At 39.3% G+C, this 17,639-nt stretch carries 15 protein-coding genes; 7 read left to right on the top strand and 8 right to left on the bottom strand.

Annotated elements, in window-relative coordinates; translation table 11 throughout:
• Nucleotides 1–165: 165 nt before the first annotated feature.
• Both pruA and pncA read left to right on the top strand, forming a co-directional pair.
• Entirely contained in the window at nt 166–1,791 is a 1,626-nt protein-coding gene (gene pruA / locus BMW39_RS16285) for an L-glutamate gamma-semialdehyde dehydrogenase (RefSeq protein ID WP_034978494.1), read from the top strand.
• A gap of 292 nt (nt 1,792–2,083) precedes the next feature.
• Nucleotides 2,084–2,689 carry a bifunctional nicotinamidase/pyrazinamidase gene (gene pncA, locus BMW39_RS16290; protein WP_034978491.1) on the top strand — a complete coding sequence of 202 codons (606 nt, stop codon included), beginning with the start codon at nt 2,084–2,086 and terminating at the stop codon, nt 2,687–2,689.
• 113 nt (nt 2,690–2,802) lie between these two features.
• Here pncA and BMW39_RS16295 read toward each other — a convergent pair whose 3' ends face one another.
• The gene (locus tag BMW39_RS16295; RefSeq protein ID WP_034978488.1) at nt 2,803–3,321 is read right to left on the bottom strand and encodes a DUF421 domain-containing protein; all 519 of its coding nucleotides are present in this window, start codon (nt 3,319–3,321) and stop codon (nt 2,803–2,805) included.
• A gap of 143 nt (nt 3,322–3,464) precedes the next feature.
• On the opposite strand from BMW39_RS16295, the gene BMW39_RS16300 reads away from it, so the two are divergent.
• From BMW39_RS16300 to BMW39_RS16310, 3 genes are read left to right on the top strand one after another with little or no spacing between them, the layout of a single operon-like run.
• Nucleotides 3,465–4,505, top strand: coding sequence for a hypothetical protein (locus BMW39_RS16300; RefSeq protein ID WP_034978485.1), 1,041 nt, complete (start codon nt 3,465–3,467; stop codon nt 4,503–4,505).
• A gap of 43 nt (nt 4,506–4,548) precedes the next feature.
• Nucleotides 4,549–4,992 (top strand): nuclear transport factor 2 family protein, encoded by a 444-nt coding sequence (locus tag BMW39_RS16305; protein ID WP_051880042.1) that lies wholly within the window; start codon nt 4,549–4,551, stop codon nt 4,990–4,992.
• A gap of 17 nt (nt 4,993–5,009) precedes the next feature.
• Nucleotides 5,010–5,399, top strand: a complete 390-nt coding sequence (locus BMW39_RS16310; RefSeq protein ID WP_131474359.1) for a hypothetical protein — start codon at nt 5,010–5,012, stop codon at nt 5,397–5,399.
• A 30-nt stretch (nt 5,400–5,429) separates the two neighbouring features.
• Here BMW39_RS16310 and BMW39_RS16315 read toward each other — a convergent pair whose 3' ends face one another.
• The 5 genes from BMW39_RS16315 to BMW39_RS16335 all read right to left on the bottom strand — a co-directional run bounded on the left by BMW39_RS16315 (nt 5,430) and on the right by BMW39_RS16335 (nt 11,197).
• Nucleotides 5,430–6,599: a proline dehydrogenase family protein gene (locus BMW39_RS16315; RefSeq protein ID WP_034978479.1), complete on the bottom strand. Its 1,170-nt coding sequence runs from the start codon at nt 6,597–6,599 to the stop codon at nt 5,430–5,432.
• Nucleotides 6,600–6,951: 352 nt separating this feature from the next.
• Nucleotides 6,952–8,469 carry a bifunctional phosphoribosylaminoimidazolecarboxamide formyltransferase/IMP cyclohydrolase gene (purH, locus tag BMW39_RS16320; protein WP_034978476.1) on the bottom strand — a complete coding sequence of 506 codons (1,518 nt, stop codon included), beginning with the start codon at nt 8,467–8,469 and terminating at the stop codon, nt 6,952–6,954.
• A gap of 197 nt (nt 8,470–8,666) precedes the next feature.
• Nucleotides 8,667–9,230: a phosphoribosylglycinamide formyltransferase gene (gene purN, locus BMW39_RS16325; protein ID WP_034978473.1), complete on the bottom strand. Its 564-nt coding sequence runs from the start codon at nt 9,228–9,230 to the stop codon at nt 8,667–8,669.
• A gap of 75 nt (nt 9,231–9,305) precedes the next feature.
• On the bottom strand, nt 9,306–10,298 hold the full coding sequence (gene purM / locus BMW39_RS16330; RefSeq protein ID WP_034965419.1) for a phosphoribosylformylglycinamidine cyclo-ligase: 993 nt from the start codon (nt 10,296–10,298) through the stop codon (nt 9,306–9,308).
• Nucleotides 10,299–10,660: 362 nt separating this feature from the next.
• Nucleotides 10,661–11,197, bottom strand: coding sequence for an NADPH-dependent FMN reductase (locus tag BMW39_RS16335; protein ID WP_034978470.1), 537 nt, complete (start codon nt 11,195–11,197; stop codon nt 10,661–10,663).
• A gap of 210 nt (nt 11,198–11,407) precedes the next feature.
• Between BMW39_RS16335 and BMW39_RS16340 the strand changes: the two genes are divergently transcribed.
• Nucleotides 11,408–11,791: a hypothetical protein gene (locus BMW39_RS16340; protein WP_034978468.1), complete on the top strand. Its 384-nt coding sequence runs from the start codon at nt 11,408–11,410 to the stop codon at nt 11,789–11,791.
• A 225-nt stretch (nt 11,792–12,016) separates the two neighbouring features.
• On the top strand, nt 12,017–14,278 hold the full coding sequence (locus BMW39_RS16345) for a glycoside hydrolase family 3 C-terminal domain-containing protein (RefSeq protein ID WP_034978465.1): 2,262 nt from the start codon (nt 12,017–12,019) through the stop codon (nt 14,276–14,278).
• A 551-nt stretch (nt 14,279–14,829) separates the two neighbouring features.
• Here BMW39_RS16345 and BMW39_RS16350 read toward each other — a convergent pair.
• A complete protein-coding gene (locus tag BMW39_RS16350) occupies nt 14,830–16,584 on the bottom strand; it encodes an endonuclease (RefSeq protein WP_034978462.1) in 1,755 nt (584 codons plus the stop codon).
• Between the two features lie 10 nt (nt 16,585–16,594).
• Nucleotides 16,595–17,140, bottom strand: coding sequence for a tRNA methyl transferase PRC-barrel domain-containing protein (locus tag BMW39_RS16355; RefSeq protein WP_051880041.1), 546 nt, complete (start codon nt 17,138–17,140; stop codon nt 16,595–16,597).
• Between the last annotated feature and the right edge of the window lie 499 nt (nt 17,141–17,639).

Below are 17,639 nucleotides of genomic sequence, written 5' to 3' on the forward strand. Positions count from 1 at the left end.
AATTTGCTAAATTATAATTAAATTTATTCGTCTCAATTCAAAATACAATCATAACCATATAAGTGATAATAATTTCATATTAATATTGCAGTATTATTAATTATAAATAAATTTCAACATTTATTTTTTAGGTTGTAAATTTGTAAAAATCAAAAATTAAAATTTATGTCTAAAGCCATTTCTCAAGTGCCTTTTGCACAAAACGAACCCGTAAATTCTTACGTACCAGGTTCCGACGAGGTAAAAAGCCTTATTTCTACTTATAAAAAAATGTGGAAAGAAAAAACCGAAATCCCAATGGTGATCGGTGGAAAAGATATCAAAACAGACAAAAAAATAAAACTGAGCTCGCCTCAGGATCATCAGCACGATTTCGGATTCTACTATGAAGGCGATATGTCACACGTTGACAGCGCTATAGAAACCGCATTGGCTGCTAAAAGCAAATGGAACGCCCTAGGTTGGGAACACAGGGCAGCCATCTTCTTGAAAGCTGCTGATCTTCTAGCCGGACCTTACAGAGATGTGATCAACGCTGCAACAATGATTGGACAATCCAAAAACGTTCATCAGGCAGAGATCGATGCAGCTTGCGAATTCATAGATTTCTTGCGTTTCAACGTTGAGTTTATGACGGATCTTTATTCTGAGCAACCAGTTTCTGACGCTGGAATTTGGAATCGCGTGGAGTACAGACCTTTGGAAGGTTTCTGTTTTGCAGTGACGCCTTTCAACTTTACAGCGATCGCAGGAAACTTGCCAGCTTGTATGGCGATGATGGGAAATGTGGTCGTTTGGAAACCATCTGACAAACAGATCTATTCTGCAAAAGTCATTATGGACGTTTTGAAAGAAGCCGGACTTCCAGACGGTGTTATCAATATGATCTTCACAGACGGAAAAGAAACTGCTGAAAAAGTTTTGGCTCATCCAGAATTTGCAGGTCTTCATTTCACAGGTTCTACAAAGGTTTTCCAAGGCATGTGGAAAATGATCGGCGACAATATCCACAACTACAAATCTTATCCGAGAATCGTTGGAGAAACTGGCGGAAAAGACTTCGTGATGGTTCACCCATCTGCGAATATAGAGGCAGTCGCAACTGGTTTGGTAAGAGGTGCTTTCGAATATCAAGGTCAAAAATGTTCCGCAGCTTCAAGAGCTTATGTTCCAAAATCCCTTTGGAATGAAGTTAAAGCAGTGATGGAATCTCAAATCAAATCCATCAAAATCGGTTCTCCAGAAGATCCATCAAACTTCGTGAATGCCGTGATCGACAAAAATTCTTTCGAAAAATGCAAAGGCTACATCGACAGAGCTGAAGCGGCAAACGACGCAACAGTGGTTATTGGTGGAAAATACGATGACAAAAAAGGCTGGTTCGTGCATCCAACCGTTATCGAAACCATCAATCCTTACTACGAAAGTATCGTGGAGGAGATCTTCGGACCAATCCTTACCGTTTTTGTTTACGAAGATGAAAACTGGGAAGATACTTTGAAATTGGTTGACACTTCGACGCAATATTCTTTGACCGGCTCTATTTTCGCACAAGACAGATATGCCATCGACGAGGCTTACAAAGCTTTGGAAAATGCTTCCGGAAACTTCTACATCAACGACAAACCTACGGGTGCGGTGGTTGGACAGCAACCTTTCGGTGGTTCTAGAGCTTCTGGAACCAATGACAAAGCAGGTTCTAAAATGAACTTGACGCGTTGGGTTTCCGTAAGAAGTATCAAAGAAACTTTTGTTTCTCCAAAAGATTACAAATATCCATATTTAGGCTAAAAGCCTGAAGTCAGAGGTCAGATGACGAAAGATTTCAATTCGAAAAAAAACTTCGTGTTGAAAACTGCCGGCATCTGACTTTTCTCTTTTAAAAAAATTAGGAGCTATTTGACTACGTCGAACAGTTATATTATTTTAACATGGAGCTGTTTCCCGCTATCCGCTACTACTCCTCGCGCCAAGGCTTTTCCCGACGCTTGCTGTGGGGTAACCGCTACTATCGGGGCTATAGGTTTCGACATTTATCCAACTTCGGTCTTCGGACATCCGACTTCCGACAATATTCTAACAGATGAAAAAAGCATTAATAGTAGTTGACGTTCAAAATGATTTCTGCGAAGGTGGCGCATTGGCGGTTCCGGAAGCAAATAGTATCATTCCGTACATCAATGGCCTGATGGAAGACAATCAATACGACGAGATCATTCTGACGCAAGATTGGCATCCGGCAAATCACAAAAGCTTCGCCTCCAACAACGGAAAAAATGTTGGCGAAACCATTACATTAAACGGCGGTGCACAATTTATGTGGCCAGACCATTGTATCCAAGGAACTTTCGGAGCTGAGTTTCACAAGGACTTGAACCGTGACAAAGTGACGCACATCATTCAAAAAGGAAAAAATATAGAAATCGACAGCTACAGCGGTTTTCAGGACAACAATCATTTTGTGAAAACAGGATTGGAAGATTATCTGAAATATCACGATATTCAACTGGTCGAGATTGTTGGTTTGGCTTTGGATTATTGCGTGAAGTTTACCGCGATTGACGCTTTCAATGCAGGATTTATCACTTGTCTCCACTTCAACGGAACAAAAGCGGTGAATGTAAAACCAGACAGCGCAAAGAATACGATTTATGATTTGGCTGAGAAAGGAATTACTATTTTAGCTTAAATAAAAACCTTTATAAAGTCTTCGACTCCGCTCAGACTGACAATGTTAAATCTGTCACACTGAGCGGAGTCGAAGTGTTTTACAACTTTAATTTAACTTACGAATTGTTCATTTCATCTAGGATTGAATTTTCTTTTAATCCTGGTTTTATGTCTGGAATAATGCGTCTGGTGACTGTCTTTATCAACGGACATCACGCTGATATTGCCATCAACTTCCAGAATCGCCAACTTCACTTCAGAAATTGTCTCGATGCCGTGTTCGTGGATGGATTCTTCCAATTCGTCTTCCGAGATTTGGACTTTTTTCAAAACATCAGTGAACACCTTTCCGTCTTTGACCAAAATATAAGGATGATCTTCTATCAATTCTTTCACAAACTTGCTTTTGAAGATGAATTTCTTGACAATGAAATTTGCAACAAACAAAACCGAGGCTGCCACAATTCCGCCAATCAACGTATTATTAGGACCAACCATCGCATTCTGAACCGCGTTGCTAATCAACAATAATAAAATCACATCGCCAGCATTGAGTTGTGACAATTGATTCTTACCAAAAACGCGCACTGCAATGACCATAAAAAAGTAAACGGCAAGCGAACGGAGAACAATATCAAGAATTGGATTCAAAGTCTGAAAATTAATAGATTAAAGATAGACAGTTTTGGGTTACGGTTGAAAACATATTTCAATTTTAATTGTGGTGCGAAAGTGATTTTTACTTAATTTAGAAATCAATAATGAAATTTCAGTTATTGATAAAAACTTGACCCATGACAAAAACATTGTTGCTATTGCTTCTATTTCCGCTTCTGATGTTTGGAAATATGGCAAAACCTTGGAGTGATGGTTCTGAACATTCTGTTTTGTTCGGTTCAGAAAATGCCTCTGTAAAGCGAGAAACCATTGATATCAATCTGAAGTACAACGCTTTGGATAGGCACTATTTTGCAACATACACGATCAGATACATCATCAATTCCCAGCAAAAACAAATACTTCCACTGCTCTTCATTGCGATCAACCTCAATGAAAATAAGGAGATCAAGGTCAATAATAAAATCAGCAAGATCATTCCGCTGGATCTCCGAAATACAGCTTATCCATTCATCGAAAAAAGTGGGAACCAGACATTTGTGAAGTATGACGACGCGCATAAAGTGTATGTCAACCAAAATGACCTGCTGTACTTCGCTGCCGATTTGGAACAGGGCGACAACATTATCGAGGTCAAGTATGATGCAGAATTGACTTACAACACCTTTGGATTTATCACAAACTACGAATTGGAATATTCATTAGCACCATCCAAATTTTGGAAATCTTTTGGACCTATTGATGTCAAATTGATATTCGGTGATGAATTAGAGTTCAAAGAGTCCAATCTAGGGAAAGGAAAAGAAGATAAAAACACCTTGAAATGGACCATCGCACCACAAAATAGAGAAGACCTCAAAATTGTAATCAGCGAGAAAACATCTTTTATCTCGAAAGTGTTGCTATTCATTCAGCCTATTGGAATCTCTGCCATTGCACTTTTGGCTATGTTTGTTCTCCATTTGAGATTGATAAAAAAGAAGCCGAAAAAGTATGTGATGATTCTGGGAATATTGCTTGTTCCAATCCTCTTTTACGTCATTTACTTTCTTTCCTATGACCTTATTGATTTCAGCTTGGGAAAAGATCATACAAAGCATGGCTATGTTTTACTTTATGTCTTTACATATCCTTTTTTACTGTTGATATACGGGCTGTTGGTGTGGTTTATCTACAAACGCAGAAAGGTAAAATCAGAAAACCTAACCAAAACCTAACTGAACTTCATTATCTTTGAAATAGAAAATCAATACTATAATTATGATCAAGAAATTATTAATCGCATTAAGTTTTATTTCCGTATCTCTAATGTTTGCGCAGAAAAACAGCGACCAACAAGCCGTTGCCGACGCCTCAGAAAAATTAAGACTAGCGATGCTCAGTCGTGACAAAAACGCTTTAGAATCTCTAATTCTCCCGGAACTTACTTACGGACATTCCAACGGTCACATTGATGACGCGAAAGAATTTGTAGAAAAGTTGGTCAGCAAACAATCCAATTTCCTGAACATAGAAAACACGAATCAATCCATCCAGATTGTTGATAAAACAGCGATAGTTCGCAATCATTTGTACGGAAAAACAGCAGACCTTGGAAAAGAACCAGGCGAAGTGAATTTGGATATTTTATATGTTTGGTCTAAGACTAAAAGTGGTTGGAAATTGTTGGCGAGACATGCTGTGAAGGTGGAGAAAAACAAATAAGTCAAGAATAAACGAAAATGAAAGCCAATTTAATACTTTTAATTTTCCTATCTATAAACATTTTTGGACAAAAGTCTATACTAATTTCTAGTGGCCAAATGTCAAAATCAAAGATTGTCAAAATTAATTCTATAGATTTTGATTTAGTTTTGAAAAATAGGGATACAATTTATTTAGCAACAACTGATAGTAGATTTATTATTAAAGAAGGATTAAATGTTGGAAAAAAAATTTCAGAACTTCCTTCAGAAATAAAGCAAAACTTAACTAAAGAAATTGGTTGGGGCTATTTTTATAACTTACCTTCAGGTTGGTCAATCGCGTTCTGTGAAGGAAAATCGTGTACTGAAAATTATCCCACAGAAAATTCAAAAATAAAGTGGATTTTCAAGAGAAAATCAAATTAATAAAAAAAATCCGCTGTGAGGCGGATTTTTCTATTTCGATTTTCTTCTTTTCAATTCTTTATCAATTAGTCCCAATTCCCGACCGGTTTGTCCGGCAACAGACGTATTTTCCTGCGCTCTTCTCGTAAGGTATGGAACAACATCTTTCACAGGACCATAAGGTAGATATTTGGCAACATTGTAATGTTTGTCCGCCAAGTAATAAGTAATATTATCACTCATCCCGTAAAGCTGTCCAAAATAGATGTGCGGATTGTTGTGCTCCAGATTGTTGGCTTGCATTTTATCCATCACCAATTCGGAGGATTTCTCGTTGTGCGTTCCAAAGAATGCTGAAACTTTATCGAGATTCGCCATCACAAAATCAATTCCTGCATTGTAATTATCGTCGGAAGCTTGTTTGGTTGGTTGGATTGGGTCTGGGTAATTTTGTTCCTCGGCGCGCTTTCTTTCCTTCTCCATATAAGCGCCACGAACAATCTTATAACCAATGAAATAGCCTTTTTCTTTAGCTCTTTCAAGATGTGCGTTCATATATTCCAAACGGCCGGTTCTGTACATTTGAATGGTGTTCCAAACGATGGGTTTTTCCTGATTGTACTTTTCCATCATCTCCTCACAAAGTTGGTCGGCCGCGTCTTGCATCCAGGATTCTTCGGCGTCCACCATTACTTTTTTGTTGTTCTCGAAACAGAGTTTGCAGACTTCATCAAAACGCTTCACTACTCTATTCCATTCTTCTTTTTGGCTGGTGGTGAGTTCTTTGCCTTTCCCAACTTCTTCATAAATATCGATTCTTCCAAAAGCCGTCGGTTTGAAAACGATAAACGGAATCGCTGGATTTCCAACAGAAAATCTGATGATATCTTTGATTTCTTTGCAAACCGCATCAAAAACTTCCTCTTCTTCTTTCCCTTCAATGGAGTAATCGAAAATGCTTCCAACGCCACGTTTGAACATCTGTTTCACGACAGACATACTTTCCTCGCGGGTTTCGCCACCACAAAACTGTTCGAACAAAGTTTGCTTCACGATGCCGTCCACAAACGGGAAATTGTTCTTAACAGTAAAATTGAGCAGTGAAACGCCAATATTCGTCAATGTAGGCTGTTCGATTGCCTTGAACATCCAATACGCTTTTCTCAGCTGAGCATCCGTTTTATCGGCAAATGCGAGCTTTGTATCATTGAAAATACTCATATCCAGAATTTGTCCCAAAAGTAAATATTATTTCGATTTCAAGATGAATTTTTAGCCGAAATTTTATCATTAATTTAAAATTAACTGACAAGAAAATCAATATCTCAACATAATTCTAAATCCATCAAACGAACGATAATTTTTCAGACTAATTTTTATTAATTATTAAAAAAAAACCCTTTCGAAGTCAGACTCTGAAAGGGTTATATTTTGTAAAAACGTTGATTTATGTTGAATCTGCAGCCCGACTTGAGCGGAAATCCTTTTTTGCTTGGATTAAAGTTCTATTTAGTGTGAAATCGTCTGCAAAAAAGATTGGGAGCGGAAGGCGGAAATAGCTGCCCAAATAATATCAATGCAAGAAATGCCTCATTCCCGTAAACAACATTGGGATTTGATGCTCATTCGCCGCTTCAATAGAATCATTGTCTCTCATACTTCCACCCGGCTGAATAATCGCCTTGACGCCTTCCTGCGCGCAGAAATCCACCACATCTCGGAAAGGGAAAAATGCATCCGAAGCCAAAACCAACTCACCATCGAATTTCTCTTTGGCTCTTTCAATCGCCTGTTGTGTTGCCCAAATCCTATTCACTTGTCCACCACCTATTCCAATGGCTTGAACGCCGTTTGAAACCACGATTGCGTTTGATTTTACATATTTCACCACCCTTTGAGAGAACAGTAATGCTTTTCTTTGTTCGTCTGTTGGAGCGCTTTCTGTCACTAATTTAATATCGTCTGAGAATTGGTCGTCGGCGCTTTGAACCAACATTCCGCCATCGATTTTCACCCAGGCTTGTTTGTCTGTCACCTGATTTTTGATTTTGATGATTCTAAGATTTTTCTTTTTTCTAAGGATTTCCAAAGCATCTTCGTCAAAGTCTGTTGCCATCACGATTTCGAGGAACGTTTTGTTCAATTCCTCAGCCGTTGCCGCATCAACTTTATAATTCATTCCGATGATGCCACCGAAGATGGAAACTGGGTCGCATTCGAATGTTTTTGTATAAGTTTCCAAAGCTGTAGTTCCAACCGCAACACCACAAGGCGTTGAGTGTTTTACGGCACAACAAGCCAATTCATCCTTGAACTCATTAACCACTTTCCAACACAAGTCCATATCTCTCAAATTATTGAAAGACAATTCTTTGCCTCCCAAAATTTCAAAATCTTTCATTGCACCATTTTCGAAAGTCGAAGTGTAATAAGCCGCAGATTGATGCGGATTTTCACCGTAACGTAAGTCTGAAACCTTTTTGTAAGAGGCGTTCAGATAAGTTGGATATTCTTCATCTAAAAGCATTCTGGAAATTGCTGCATCGTAAGCAGAAGTTAGATTGAATACTTTTCCAGCCAATTTTTTTCTCGTTTCGATGGTCGAATCGCCATTTTCTGACATTTCATTTTTGATGATTTCGTAGTCATTCACGTCTGTCAAAACCACAACCGAGTTAAAATTCTTAGCTGCAGAACGCAACATAGAAGGTCCGCCAATGTCGATGAATTCTACTTTTTCGTCAAGAGAAATTTCTTTGTTCACGTTTTCGAAAAACGGATAAAGATTCACGATGACCATATCAATCAGTCCGATTTCGTACTCCTGAACGGTTTTCATATGTTCCTCGTTGGAACGAACCGCCAACAATCCGCCGTGAACTTTCGGGTGCAGAGTTTTTACTCTGCCGTCCAGCATTTCTGGAAAATCTGTGACTTCATCGATTTGAATTGGGCTCAATCCGGCGTCTTTCAAATGTTTGAATGTTCCGCCAGTGGAAATCAATTCGTAGTTCTGTTCTTCGAGAAATCTTGCGAAATCCACCAAACCGCTTTTATCAGATACGCTGATAAGTGCTCTCTTTTTACTCATACCTTCTCTTTCAAATTTTACTTTTTACAGTTTTATCCAAACTGTGATTTACCGGTTCTTTCACCTCCGGATTTACTTTTTATTTACTTAGATTTTATATTTAATTTATTAAAGTTATTTTTAAATTAAATATTATAAATTACTATATAATAGATATTTATAATATTTTTACTAATTTTTACTTTAACTAAATAATATCATTTATTTAAAACCATATCTATGGCTTTCGGAAAAATATTGTATTCAACAAGATGAACTTTTTCCGCAACTTTTTCCGCAGTATCAGTTTCATCAATCTCAAATTTTCCCTGCAAAATCACCTCGCCTTCATCGATGCCTGAGGTCACATAATGAACGCTTGCACCACTTTCTTTCTCGCCTGCTTCGATGACCGCATTGTGAACGTGATGTCCCCACATTCCTTTTCCACCAAATTTTGGTAATAATGCCGGATGAATATTAATGATTTTGCCTTCCCATTTTTCACAGAAATCCGGCTTCAAAATAGATAGAAAACCTGCCAAAACAATCAAATCTGTATTCTCAGGAACAGCTTGTTCAAGATTCTCAGCGAAGTCTTTTCCGCGTTTTATTAATTCATTCGGGATTTGATGTTTCTGCGCTCTTTCCAGTCCGTAGCATTTTCTGTCAGCAATGACCTGGATGATTCTTGCATTTCGGATTTCTCCGTTGTCAATGCAATCGATAATCCTTTGAAGATTGGTTCCTGAACCTGAAATTAAAATGGTGATGTTTTTCATTTATAAATGTAACAATGTATCAGTTTAATAATTTAACAATTGAACAAATTGGTAAACTGGTACATTATTAAATTGCTAGATTGATAATTTTATTTTCTCGCTTCCTTCCGTGATTTCGCCCACTACATAAGCATCTTCCAAAAGGTCAAGGATTTTATCAACGTGATTTTCATCGGTCACGAGCACCATTCCAACACCCATATTGAACGTTCCGAACATCTCCTCTCTTGCGATATTGCCACGTTTTTCCAATTCCTGCATTACGGTTGGAATTTGGATTTTTGAAGCATCGATGGTTGCGCAAAGTCCTTCTGGGATGATTCTAGGGACATTCTCGTACAATCCGCCTCCTGTAATGTGCGCGATGCCGTAAAGTGGTGCTTCTTCCAACACTTTATGAATGTCCTGATAATATAATCTCGTAGGAACCAAAAGTGTTTCGTACAAAGGTTTTCCTTCAAATTGCTCTTCAAAATCCGGGAATATCTTTCTCACCAGTGAAAATCCATTGGAATGAAATCCAGAACTTGGAATCACAATGATTTTGTTTCCTGCTCTGATTTTGGAACCGTCGATGATTTGGTCTTTTTCCACAATTCCGACGCAGAATCCTGCAACGTCGTAATCGCCTGGCTGGTACATTCCTGGCATTTCGGCAGTTTCGCCACCAATCAATGCACAGTTGTTGTCTTTACAAGCTTTTACCATTCCGAGAACAATCTCAGCGGCAATCTCAGAATCGAGTTTTCCGCAAGCTAGATAATCCAGGAAAAACAAGGGTTTTGCACCGTGGCAAAGAATATCGTTTGCACACATTGCAAAACAGTCGATGCCGATAGAATCGTATTGTTTTGTATCCAACGCGATTTTCAGCTTGGTTCCGACGCCATCTGTTCCGGAAACCAATACGGGATTTTTGTAGCCAGCAATCTCATAGAAAGCGCCAAAGCTTCCAAGATTGTTGAGAACATTTTTGTTGTGGGTTTCGGCAACGGCAGATTTGATTTTATCTACGGTTTTGTAGCCTTCTTCTTTATCGACTCCGGCGGATTTATAGGTATTGCTCATTTTTAGATTTTTAATTTCATTTATTCTTATTCATTGGATTGAAATCCAATGCTGATAAATCGGTCGCCACGCTTTGGCTTGTTTGACTTTTTTTCTCTCTTCATCAACTCTTTCAGGTTTTTGAGGCCTGAAAGAATATCAGAATTTACTAGATTTATTTCAAACTTACTTCTTCAGATTTTTTAAATAAAAAAGCCGACAATCTTTTAGATTATCGGCCGTTATTTTAGTCCACAAGTTCGGAGGTGCTGATGTAATTCTCTTGGCAAGAATTAGGATATTTCTCAAAATGAACTTGTTGAATTTTCATTGTCCTTATTTGATGGCAAAGTTACGCATTCTTAATATCAATTTCCAAAATCTTATCCAAAAAAGTTTTTAACAACAGATAATTTTTCTTCGAACTCCGCCTTTTTCTCCGCATTCACAATCCCCTGTTCTGCATCAAAACTCTCTTTGAATTTTGGTAATGTAAAGCTTTGTAAAATATTGGCTCCGCTGAAAGGTGCTCTCGCTTCAAACGCTGCTACCACATTCTTACCACCTCCAGGACCAGGTGCAGTTGCCAAAAGGAAAACCGGTTTTTCGCCAAAATGCTTGCGGTCTTTGATTCTTGAAATCCAATCGAATACATTCTTAAAAGCAACGGTATAAGTGCTGTTATGCTCGGCTAAAGAAATGATCAGTAAGTCTGCGGCATCCACTTTCTCAGCAAATCTCAATGCTACAGTTGGAATTCCTTCGTGCTTTTCTCTGTCTGTGCTGAAGAGTGGCATCTCGAAATCATTAAGATCAAGGACTTCCACTTCTGCTCCTGTAAATTGTTTTGCTGCAAATCCAGCTAATGTTTTATTGATCGAATCTTTGGCGTTACTTCCGCCAAATGCTAGTATTTTCATTGTTTAATTTTAAAGAAGCAAATGTAGAGACTTTTAGTAGGACAAAGCTTGATTTATGATATGATTTTCATTTGTGGCGATGTGTTATGATGCGATTTATGTTCGATAATGAATTTTGGCCAATAGGTATAGTAGAAATTGGTCTTAAAATTGATAATGAAAATTCAAACCAACTTCATTATTGATTGATAATTCTAAATCTGTAACGCTATGATCTTCGACAAAAATTTTATTAAGCCAAGTAACGAGAGTACTTATCACGTTTACCAAGAAGAATCTGGAAATGCAGATTTTGTCAATCCCTATAATGATAGTCCATATCTGATCAGCTCGCTTCAAAAGCTGAAAAGTAAAGTTGTTTGCAAAAGAAAGCGGAAAGCCATCAATGAGTGTCTCAACAATTACAAAGATGACATGGTTGCAAATCCCGAGATCAATGTCTTTAAAAACGTGGATGAGATGAATACAACAGCCTCATTTGCAGATTACGCCAGAGCATCGTATTTGAAAGTCTTAAAGGATCTGGAAAACATTCAAAAGCTGATTGACAAATTGGATATCAACGACCCAGACAATGTAAGGATCATTCAATAATGAGCCATTAGATCAAATCTTCAAATCGATATATTTTTAATAAAGAGACCTGAGTAATTTCAGGTCTCTTTTTATGCTTTTAGAATGAACTTAATATGAACAAATCATACTTTTGTAAAAGCAAAACAACATGCAAATAATTGATTTAATTCAAAAATCTTTATTTTCTCATAGTGGGATAATAAAGATTTTATTACATTTGTCAACAACCACTAAATAAATTTTATGTTAAAGAAAATTGTCTTTCTTAGTTTTTTAACACTGACATATGCGGCTTCCACAGCCCAAACCAAAACAATCCCGACCTACCTTGACGATTCCAAACCCGTAGCCGAAAGAGTGAAGGATGCGCTTTCCAGAATGACCCTGGAGGAAAAAGTGGGAATGCTCCACGCACAGTCGAAGTTCAGTTCGGCAGGTGTCCCGAGATTGGGAATTCCAGAATTCTGGACCACAGATGGTCCTCATGGTGTACGTGCCGAAGTGAAATGGGACGAATGGGACCAGGCCGGATGGACCAATGATTCAATCGTGGCCTACCCCGCTCTTACCGCACTATCTGCGACATGGAACAAGAAAATGTCTTGGAACTACGGAAAAGCTTTGGGTGAAGAAGCAAGGTACAGAAAAAAAGATATTCTACTCGGACCTGGTGTCAACATCTACCGTACGCCGCTTAACGGAAGAAACTTCGAATACATGGGAGAAGATCCGTTCTTAACATCAAAAATGGTCGTTCCTTACATCCAAGGTGTACAATCCAATGGCGTGGCCACTTCTGTAAAACATTATGCTTTGAACAATCAGGAAATGTTCCGCCACACAAGCAATGTCACAGTTGATGACAGAGCTTTGTACGAACTTTATCTTCCACCTTTCAAGGCAGCGGTGACCGAAGGTGACTCTTGGACGATCATGGGTGCGTACGACATGTACAAAGGACAATATGCGAGTCAAAATCAATATTTACTGAATGACATTCTCAAAGGTGAATGGAACTACAAAGGTGTGGTGGTATCAGATTGGGGCGCAGTCAATAACACAGAGCAGGCTATCAAAAACGGCTTGGACCTGGAATTCGGAAGCTGGACCAATGGACTTTCTGCCGGAACCAAGAATGCTTACGACAACTACTATTTGGCTCAGCCTTATCTTGACCTCATCAAATCCGGAAAAGTGGGCACCAAGGAATTGGACGATAAAGTGACCCGACTTTTGAACCTAGCCTACAAGACCACAATGAACAAAAACAAGCCGTTCGGAAATGTGGCTTCTGAAGACCACAGAGCGGTGGCAAAACAAGTAGGTGAAGAAGGAATTGTATTATTGAAAAATCAAAATAATATTCTTCCAATCGACCTTACAAAAGTGAAAACCATCGCAGTGATCGGAGAAAATGCCATCAAAATGATGACCGTTGGTGGCGGATCGTCTTCCCTGAAAGCGAAATACGAAACTTTGCCATTGGACGGAATCAAAAGCCGATTTGGTAAGGAAGCGGAAGTAACTTTCGCAAGAGGTTACGTGGGTGACCCAGGCGGCGAATATAATGGTGTAAAATCCGGACAGGACCTGAAAGACGACCGTGCTCCTGAAGTCATTCTGAATGAAGCAGTTGAGCTGGCTAAGAAATCTGACTTCGTGATCTTTGTTGGCGGACTGAATAAAGCAGATCATCAAGATGCTGAAGGCGTTGACAGAACAAGTTATGGATTGCCTTATAATCAAGATAATGTGATCTCGGCTTTGGCTAAAGCGAATAAAAATCTAGCAGTGGTTCTGGTTTCCGGAAATGCGGTGGCAATGCCTTGGATCAAAGAGGTGCCCGCGATTGTAGAATCTTGGTATCTTGGTTCTGAGGCAGGAAATTCATTAGCTTCTGTTTTGGCTGGTGATGCGAATCCGTCTGGAAAATTACCATTCACTTTCCCTGTGAAGTTGGAAGATAATTCCGCGCACCAACTTGGTGAATACCCTGGAAACAAAGAGGAATTGGCTGCTGGCAAAGGCAAAGACCAGAAAAACCCGATCAACATCACCTACAACGAAGGCATCTTCGTAGGTTACCGTTGGCATGACACGAAGAAGATCAAACCTCTTTTCAGTTTTGGTCACGGTTTGAGTTATACGACTTTCGAGATTGGAAAAGCTAAGGCAGATAAAACGACGATTGGTCAGGATGATAAGATCACATTTACATTCACTGTAAAAAATACAGGAAAAAAAGCGGGTGCCGAAGTGGCCCAACTTTATATCTCTGACTTGAAATCTTCCCTTCCAAGACCAACCAAGGAGCTGAAAGGCTTTGAAAAAGTATTCCTAAATCCTGGCGAGGAAAAAGAAGTGAGCATCACTATTGACAAAGCAGCCTTGAGTTTCTTCGATGCTGATAAGCATGCTTGGGTGGCTGAGCCAGGAGACTTTGAAGCTTTGATCGGGAATTCTTCCGATAACATCAAAACCAAAGTGAAGTTCACTTTGAAATAATTACATATTACTGAAACTACAGAAGTCATTTGTTGGCTGAGCGTAGTCGAAGTCATATTTACAATAAAAAGCCTGAGAGATTCTTAGGCTTTTGTTTTTTTGTTATGATTACCATAGATTTAACATACGGCTACTCACATTGAACACTTCGGTTTTTTAATTATCTACAATACTGTCAGGCTGAGGCTCTCGAAGCCCAATCAAAAATAAAATTCCTTTTAAATTCATTATCCATCACTTACAGTGAATCAGATTAATGTTCTTTAATCACCTAAAACCTTGTCAAGCTGAGGCTCTCGAAGCCCAATCAAAAATAAATTCCTTTTGAATTTTCGATAGAAGGAATCAACATTGATTTACACCAAACGTGTATTTTGCAACCGAAACCCGCAGCCCGACCTGAGTGGAGCTCTTTTTTGCAGCTGGAAATGCTTAGGCAAAAAAAAGCGGGAACGGAGGGCGGATAAAGCTGCCCCGAAAATCTTGAGAAACAAAAACCCCAGAAGCATAAACTTCCGGGGTTTTAAGATTAGTTAATCGTCTCTAAAAGATTAGTCAACGATGATCTTTGAAGATTGGTTTTTAGTTTTCACCAAATAAATACCTTTTGGTAGTTTACGAAGGCTAACTTTCCCTTTGTTCTCCACTTTATCGATAGTCTGAACCAATTGTCCGTTCAGGCTGTAGATCTTTACAGTCTCACTCTTATCGATTCCATTGATGTAGAATTCTTGATTTTTCACAGGGTTTGGATAGATGGAAAGCTTTTGGTTTTTAGACGCGACATCATCCGTTGCCAATTTTGAGTAGCAAGTCCAAGACAGGTTATCAAAAGAAACACGGTTGTTGCTTGTTTCGTCTACCAATTCGATCACAACATTTCCTTCCACGTTGATATCGTTGATCGTGAAAGTGCCAGCTGTTTTGGAGTAAGGAATTTGACCTTTTACTTCACCGTTTACTTTTAGGGTATAATTTCCGTTTGAGTCGGCGAAAGGCAAATAAGTTTTCACAGTCAGTGATCCGATACCACCTGAGATTGTAGAAGATTTCAAAGAACCTTGTCTGATACAAATCGCTTTGTTGTTGTCTCCGTCGATGTAGATCTGCTTGTCAGTTCTAGCTTTTGTAGCATTCCAAACAATCCCTTGGTTGGACCATTCTCTCTCGGCATATGAAGAATTGGCAGCTGGTAGGCTTTCAAAATCCTCAGTTCCACAGGTTGTTCCTGTTCCTGGCGTAGTGCCATTATCAGTTGTGCCTTGTACGGTTATGCTATTTCCAGACTTGTTTCCTGCTACATCTCTTGCGATCACGTAGAAAGAATACAATGTTGCAGCGTTCAATCCTGAAACTGTTGCGCTGTTGGTGCTCACATTCGTTTTGAAACTGTCATTCACATAGATATCGTAACCGCTTACGCCGATATTATCTGTAGAAGCTGTCCAAGCTAATGAAATACTAGAAGAAGTTTTTCCAGAAATGCTAAGGTTCAGTGGTGTGGATGGTGCTTCTGTATCCGTTGTTGTTCCACCGTTGAAGGTATCTGGCCATGTGTTCTGAGCTGCTGGCCCACCCCAGATCACTGTTGCTAAATAAGCATTGTCGATGAAAGGGTTTCTATTATGTTGAATACCTGAAACCACATTGTTTCTTTGTCTTTCGAAATCAGAAACGGGATCTTCCACATTCCATTTTAGTAGGATATCCGGGAAATCAGGAGAATATGTGGATGGATTCATCGTGATGTTCAATGGAAGACATCTCGAGTTGTATCTTACGTACATGTACATCAAGATCCTAGCGACATCGCCTTTCCATTCGTCACCTGGGTACCATCCGCCACGGCTTGTTTTGTAAGCTGTTGCGCCGGTGCCGTCATCAAAAAGAAGACTTCCTCTTGTGCTGTTCAAAGTATTGTCAGCAGGACGCAAGTGGTGACCATCAGAACCTGGACCTGATTCTCCCAAGTTAGGCGTTCCTTTGGATTTGGCATAGACGTGCTCACGGTTCCATTGTCCCGTGTACGGTCTACTTCTTTGGTGCGTTCCAGAACTCTGCGAGCCGTAGATCAACAACATGTTGGATGGATTTTGTGGATCCGCATCACTCGTTTTGAAAAGAGAGGCCAATCCTGCAGAATAACTGATCGTCGACGTGTGAGTGCTTGTGATAAGGGTAGCAAGGTCATTTTTCAGTTCGTTCTTCGTCTTATTGAAGTTGACACCAGAATAATACGAAGGCGCCGATTGTGCAAAAGCGACAAACGAAACAATGCTTGCAAAAAATGAAAATTTTAATTTCATGCGATATGATTTAATTAATTGTAATAGTTGCTGTAGAATGGTCATCGAAGTAAATCTCCAGATGGTGGTCCTGAATGGCGATCGAAACTGGCGCCTCGAACTCGAGATATAAAATACCATCGAAAAGATAAAGAGTCGCGATCATATCAATATCTGTGACCGATGAATGGATACTGACCTCAAAGCCTTGCTCTGCTCTCTCAGAATCCAGATCAAGATTGCCTGGGTTGAGTTGTGCCTGCGAGAATGACAATACTTCGCTCCAAAGACCGGGATGCTTCTCACCAGCGCCTACAAAAAGCTGATTGGTCTCTTCATTGATCCCGATGACGTACAAAGGTTCTTGCTTTCCACCCACATTGATGCCCTTGCGCTGACCCAATTTGAATTGGTCAACACCTTGATGTTCACCCACCAAAAAGCCATCAAAAAGACCATAATTTCTCTTGGCCACTTTGCGAGTGAGCTCATCTTTCTTATTATCGAAAACCACCTCATCGGTTGCATAGATTACGGAGCTTGCTGGTATTTCGACGATTTGACCTTTAGTAATCATTAATAATGGATTATTTATTATCTCTAATTCCGAAATAGTCCATTATTTTTAGTTAATAGACAACGGGGGCGCTAAAGTAATTAATTTTATTTAAATGAAGCACGCCATTCCTAAAGATTTACAAAAAGATAACACAGCAGGATTCGAACGCTTTCTAGTCCGCCTTTGGTCATCATTAAAATCCTTTTTGTTTTTAATTTTGACAAACATAAGATGTTAAACAAAAAAATCTACCGTCAGTTCGAGTAGCGAAGCGTATCGAGAATTGGGTTACGTAGGAAAAACTTCTCGATACGATCCGACTGACGTCGAATCACTCGAAGTGACGGGAGTCGACGCTCCTAGTTTTCGTATTCTAAATTTAAATAACATTGCACCGTCAGTTCGAGTAGCAAAGCGTATCGAGAACTGGGTTACGTAGGCAAAACTTCTCGATACGATTCGACTGAAGTCGAATCACTCGCAGTGACGGGGTTGGCTTCGGCTACGCTCAGCCACC

This window comes from Epilithonimonas lactis (assembly GCF_900110605.1).
Lineage (GTDB): Bacteria > Bacteroidota > Bacteroidia > Flavobacteriales > Weeksellaceae > Epilithonimonas > Epilithonimonas lactis.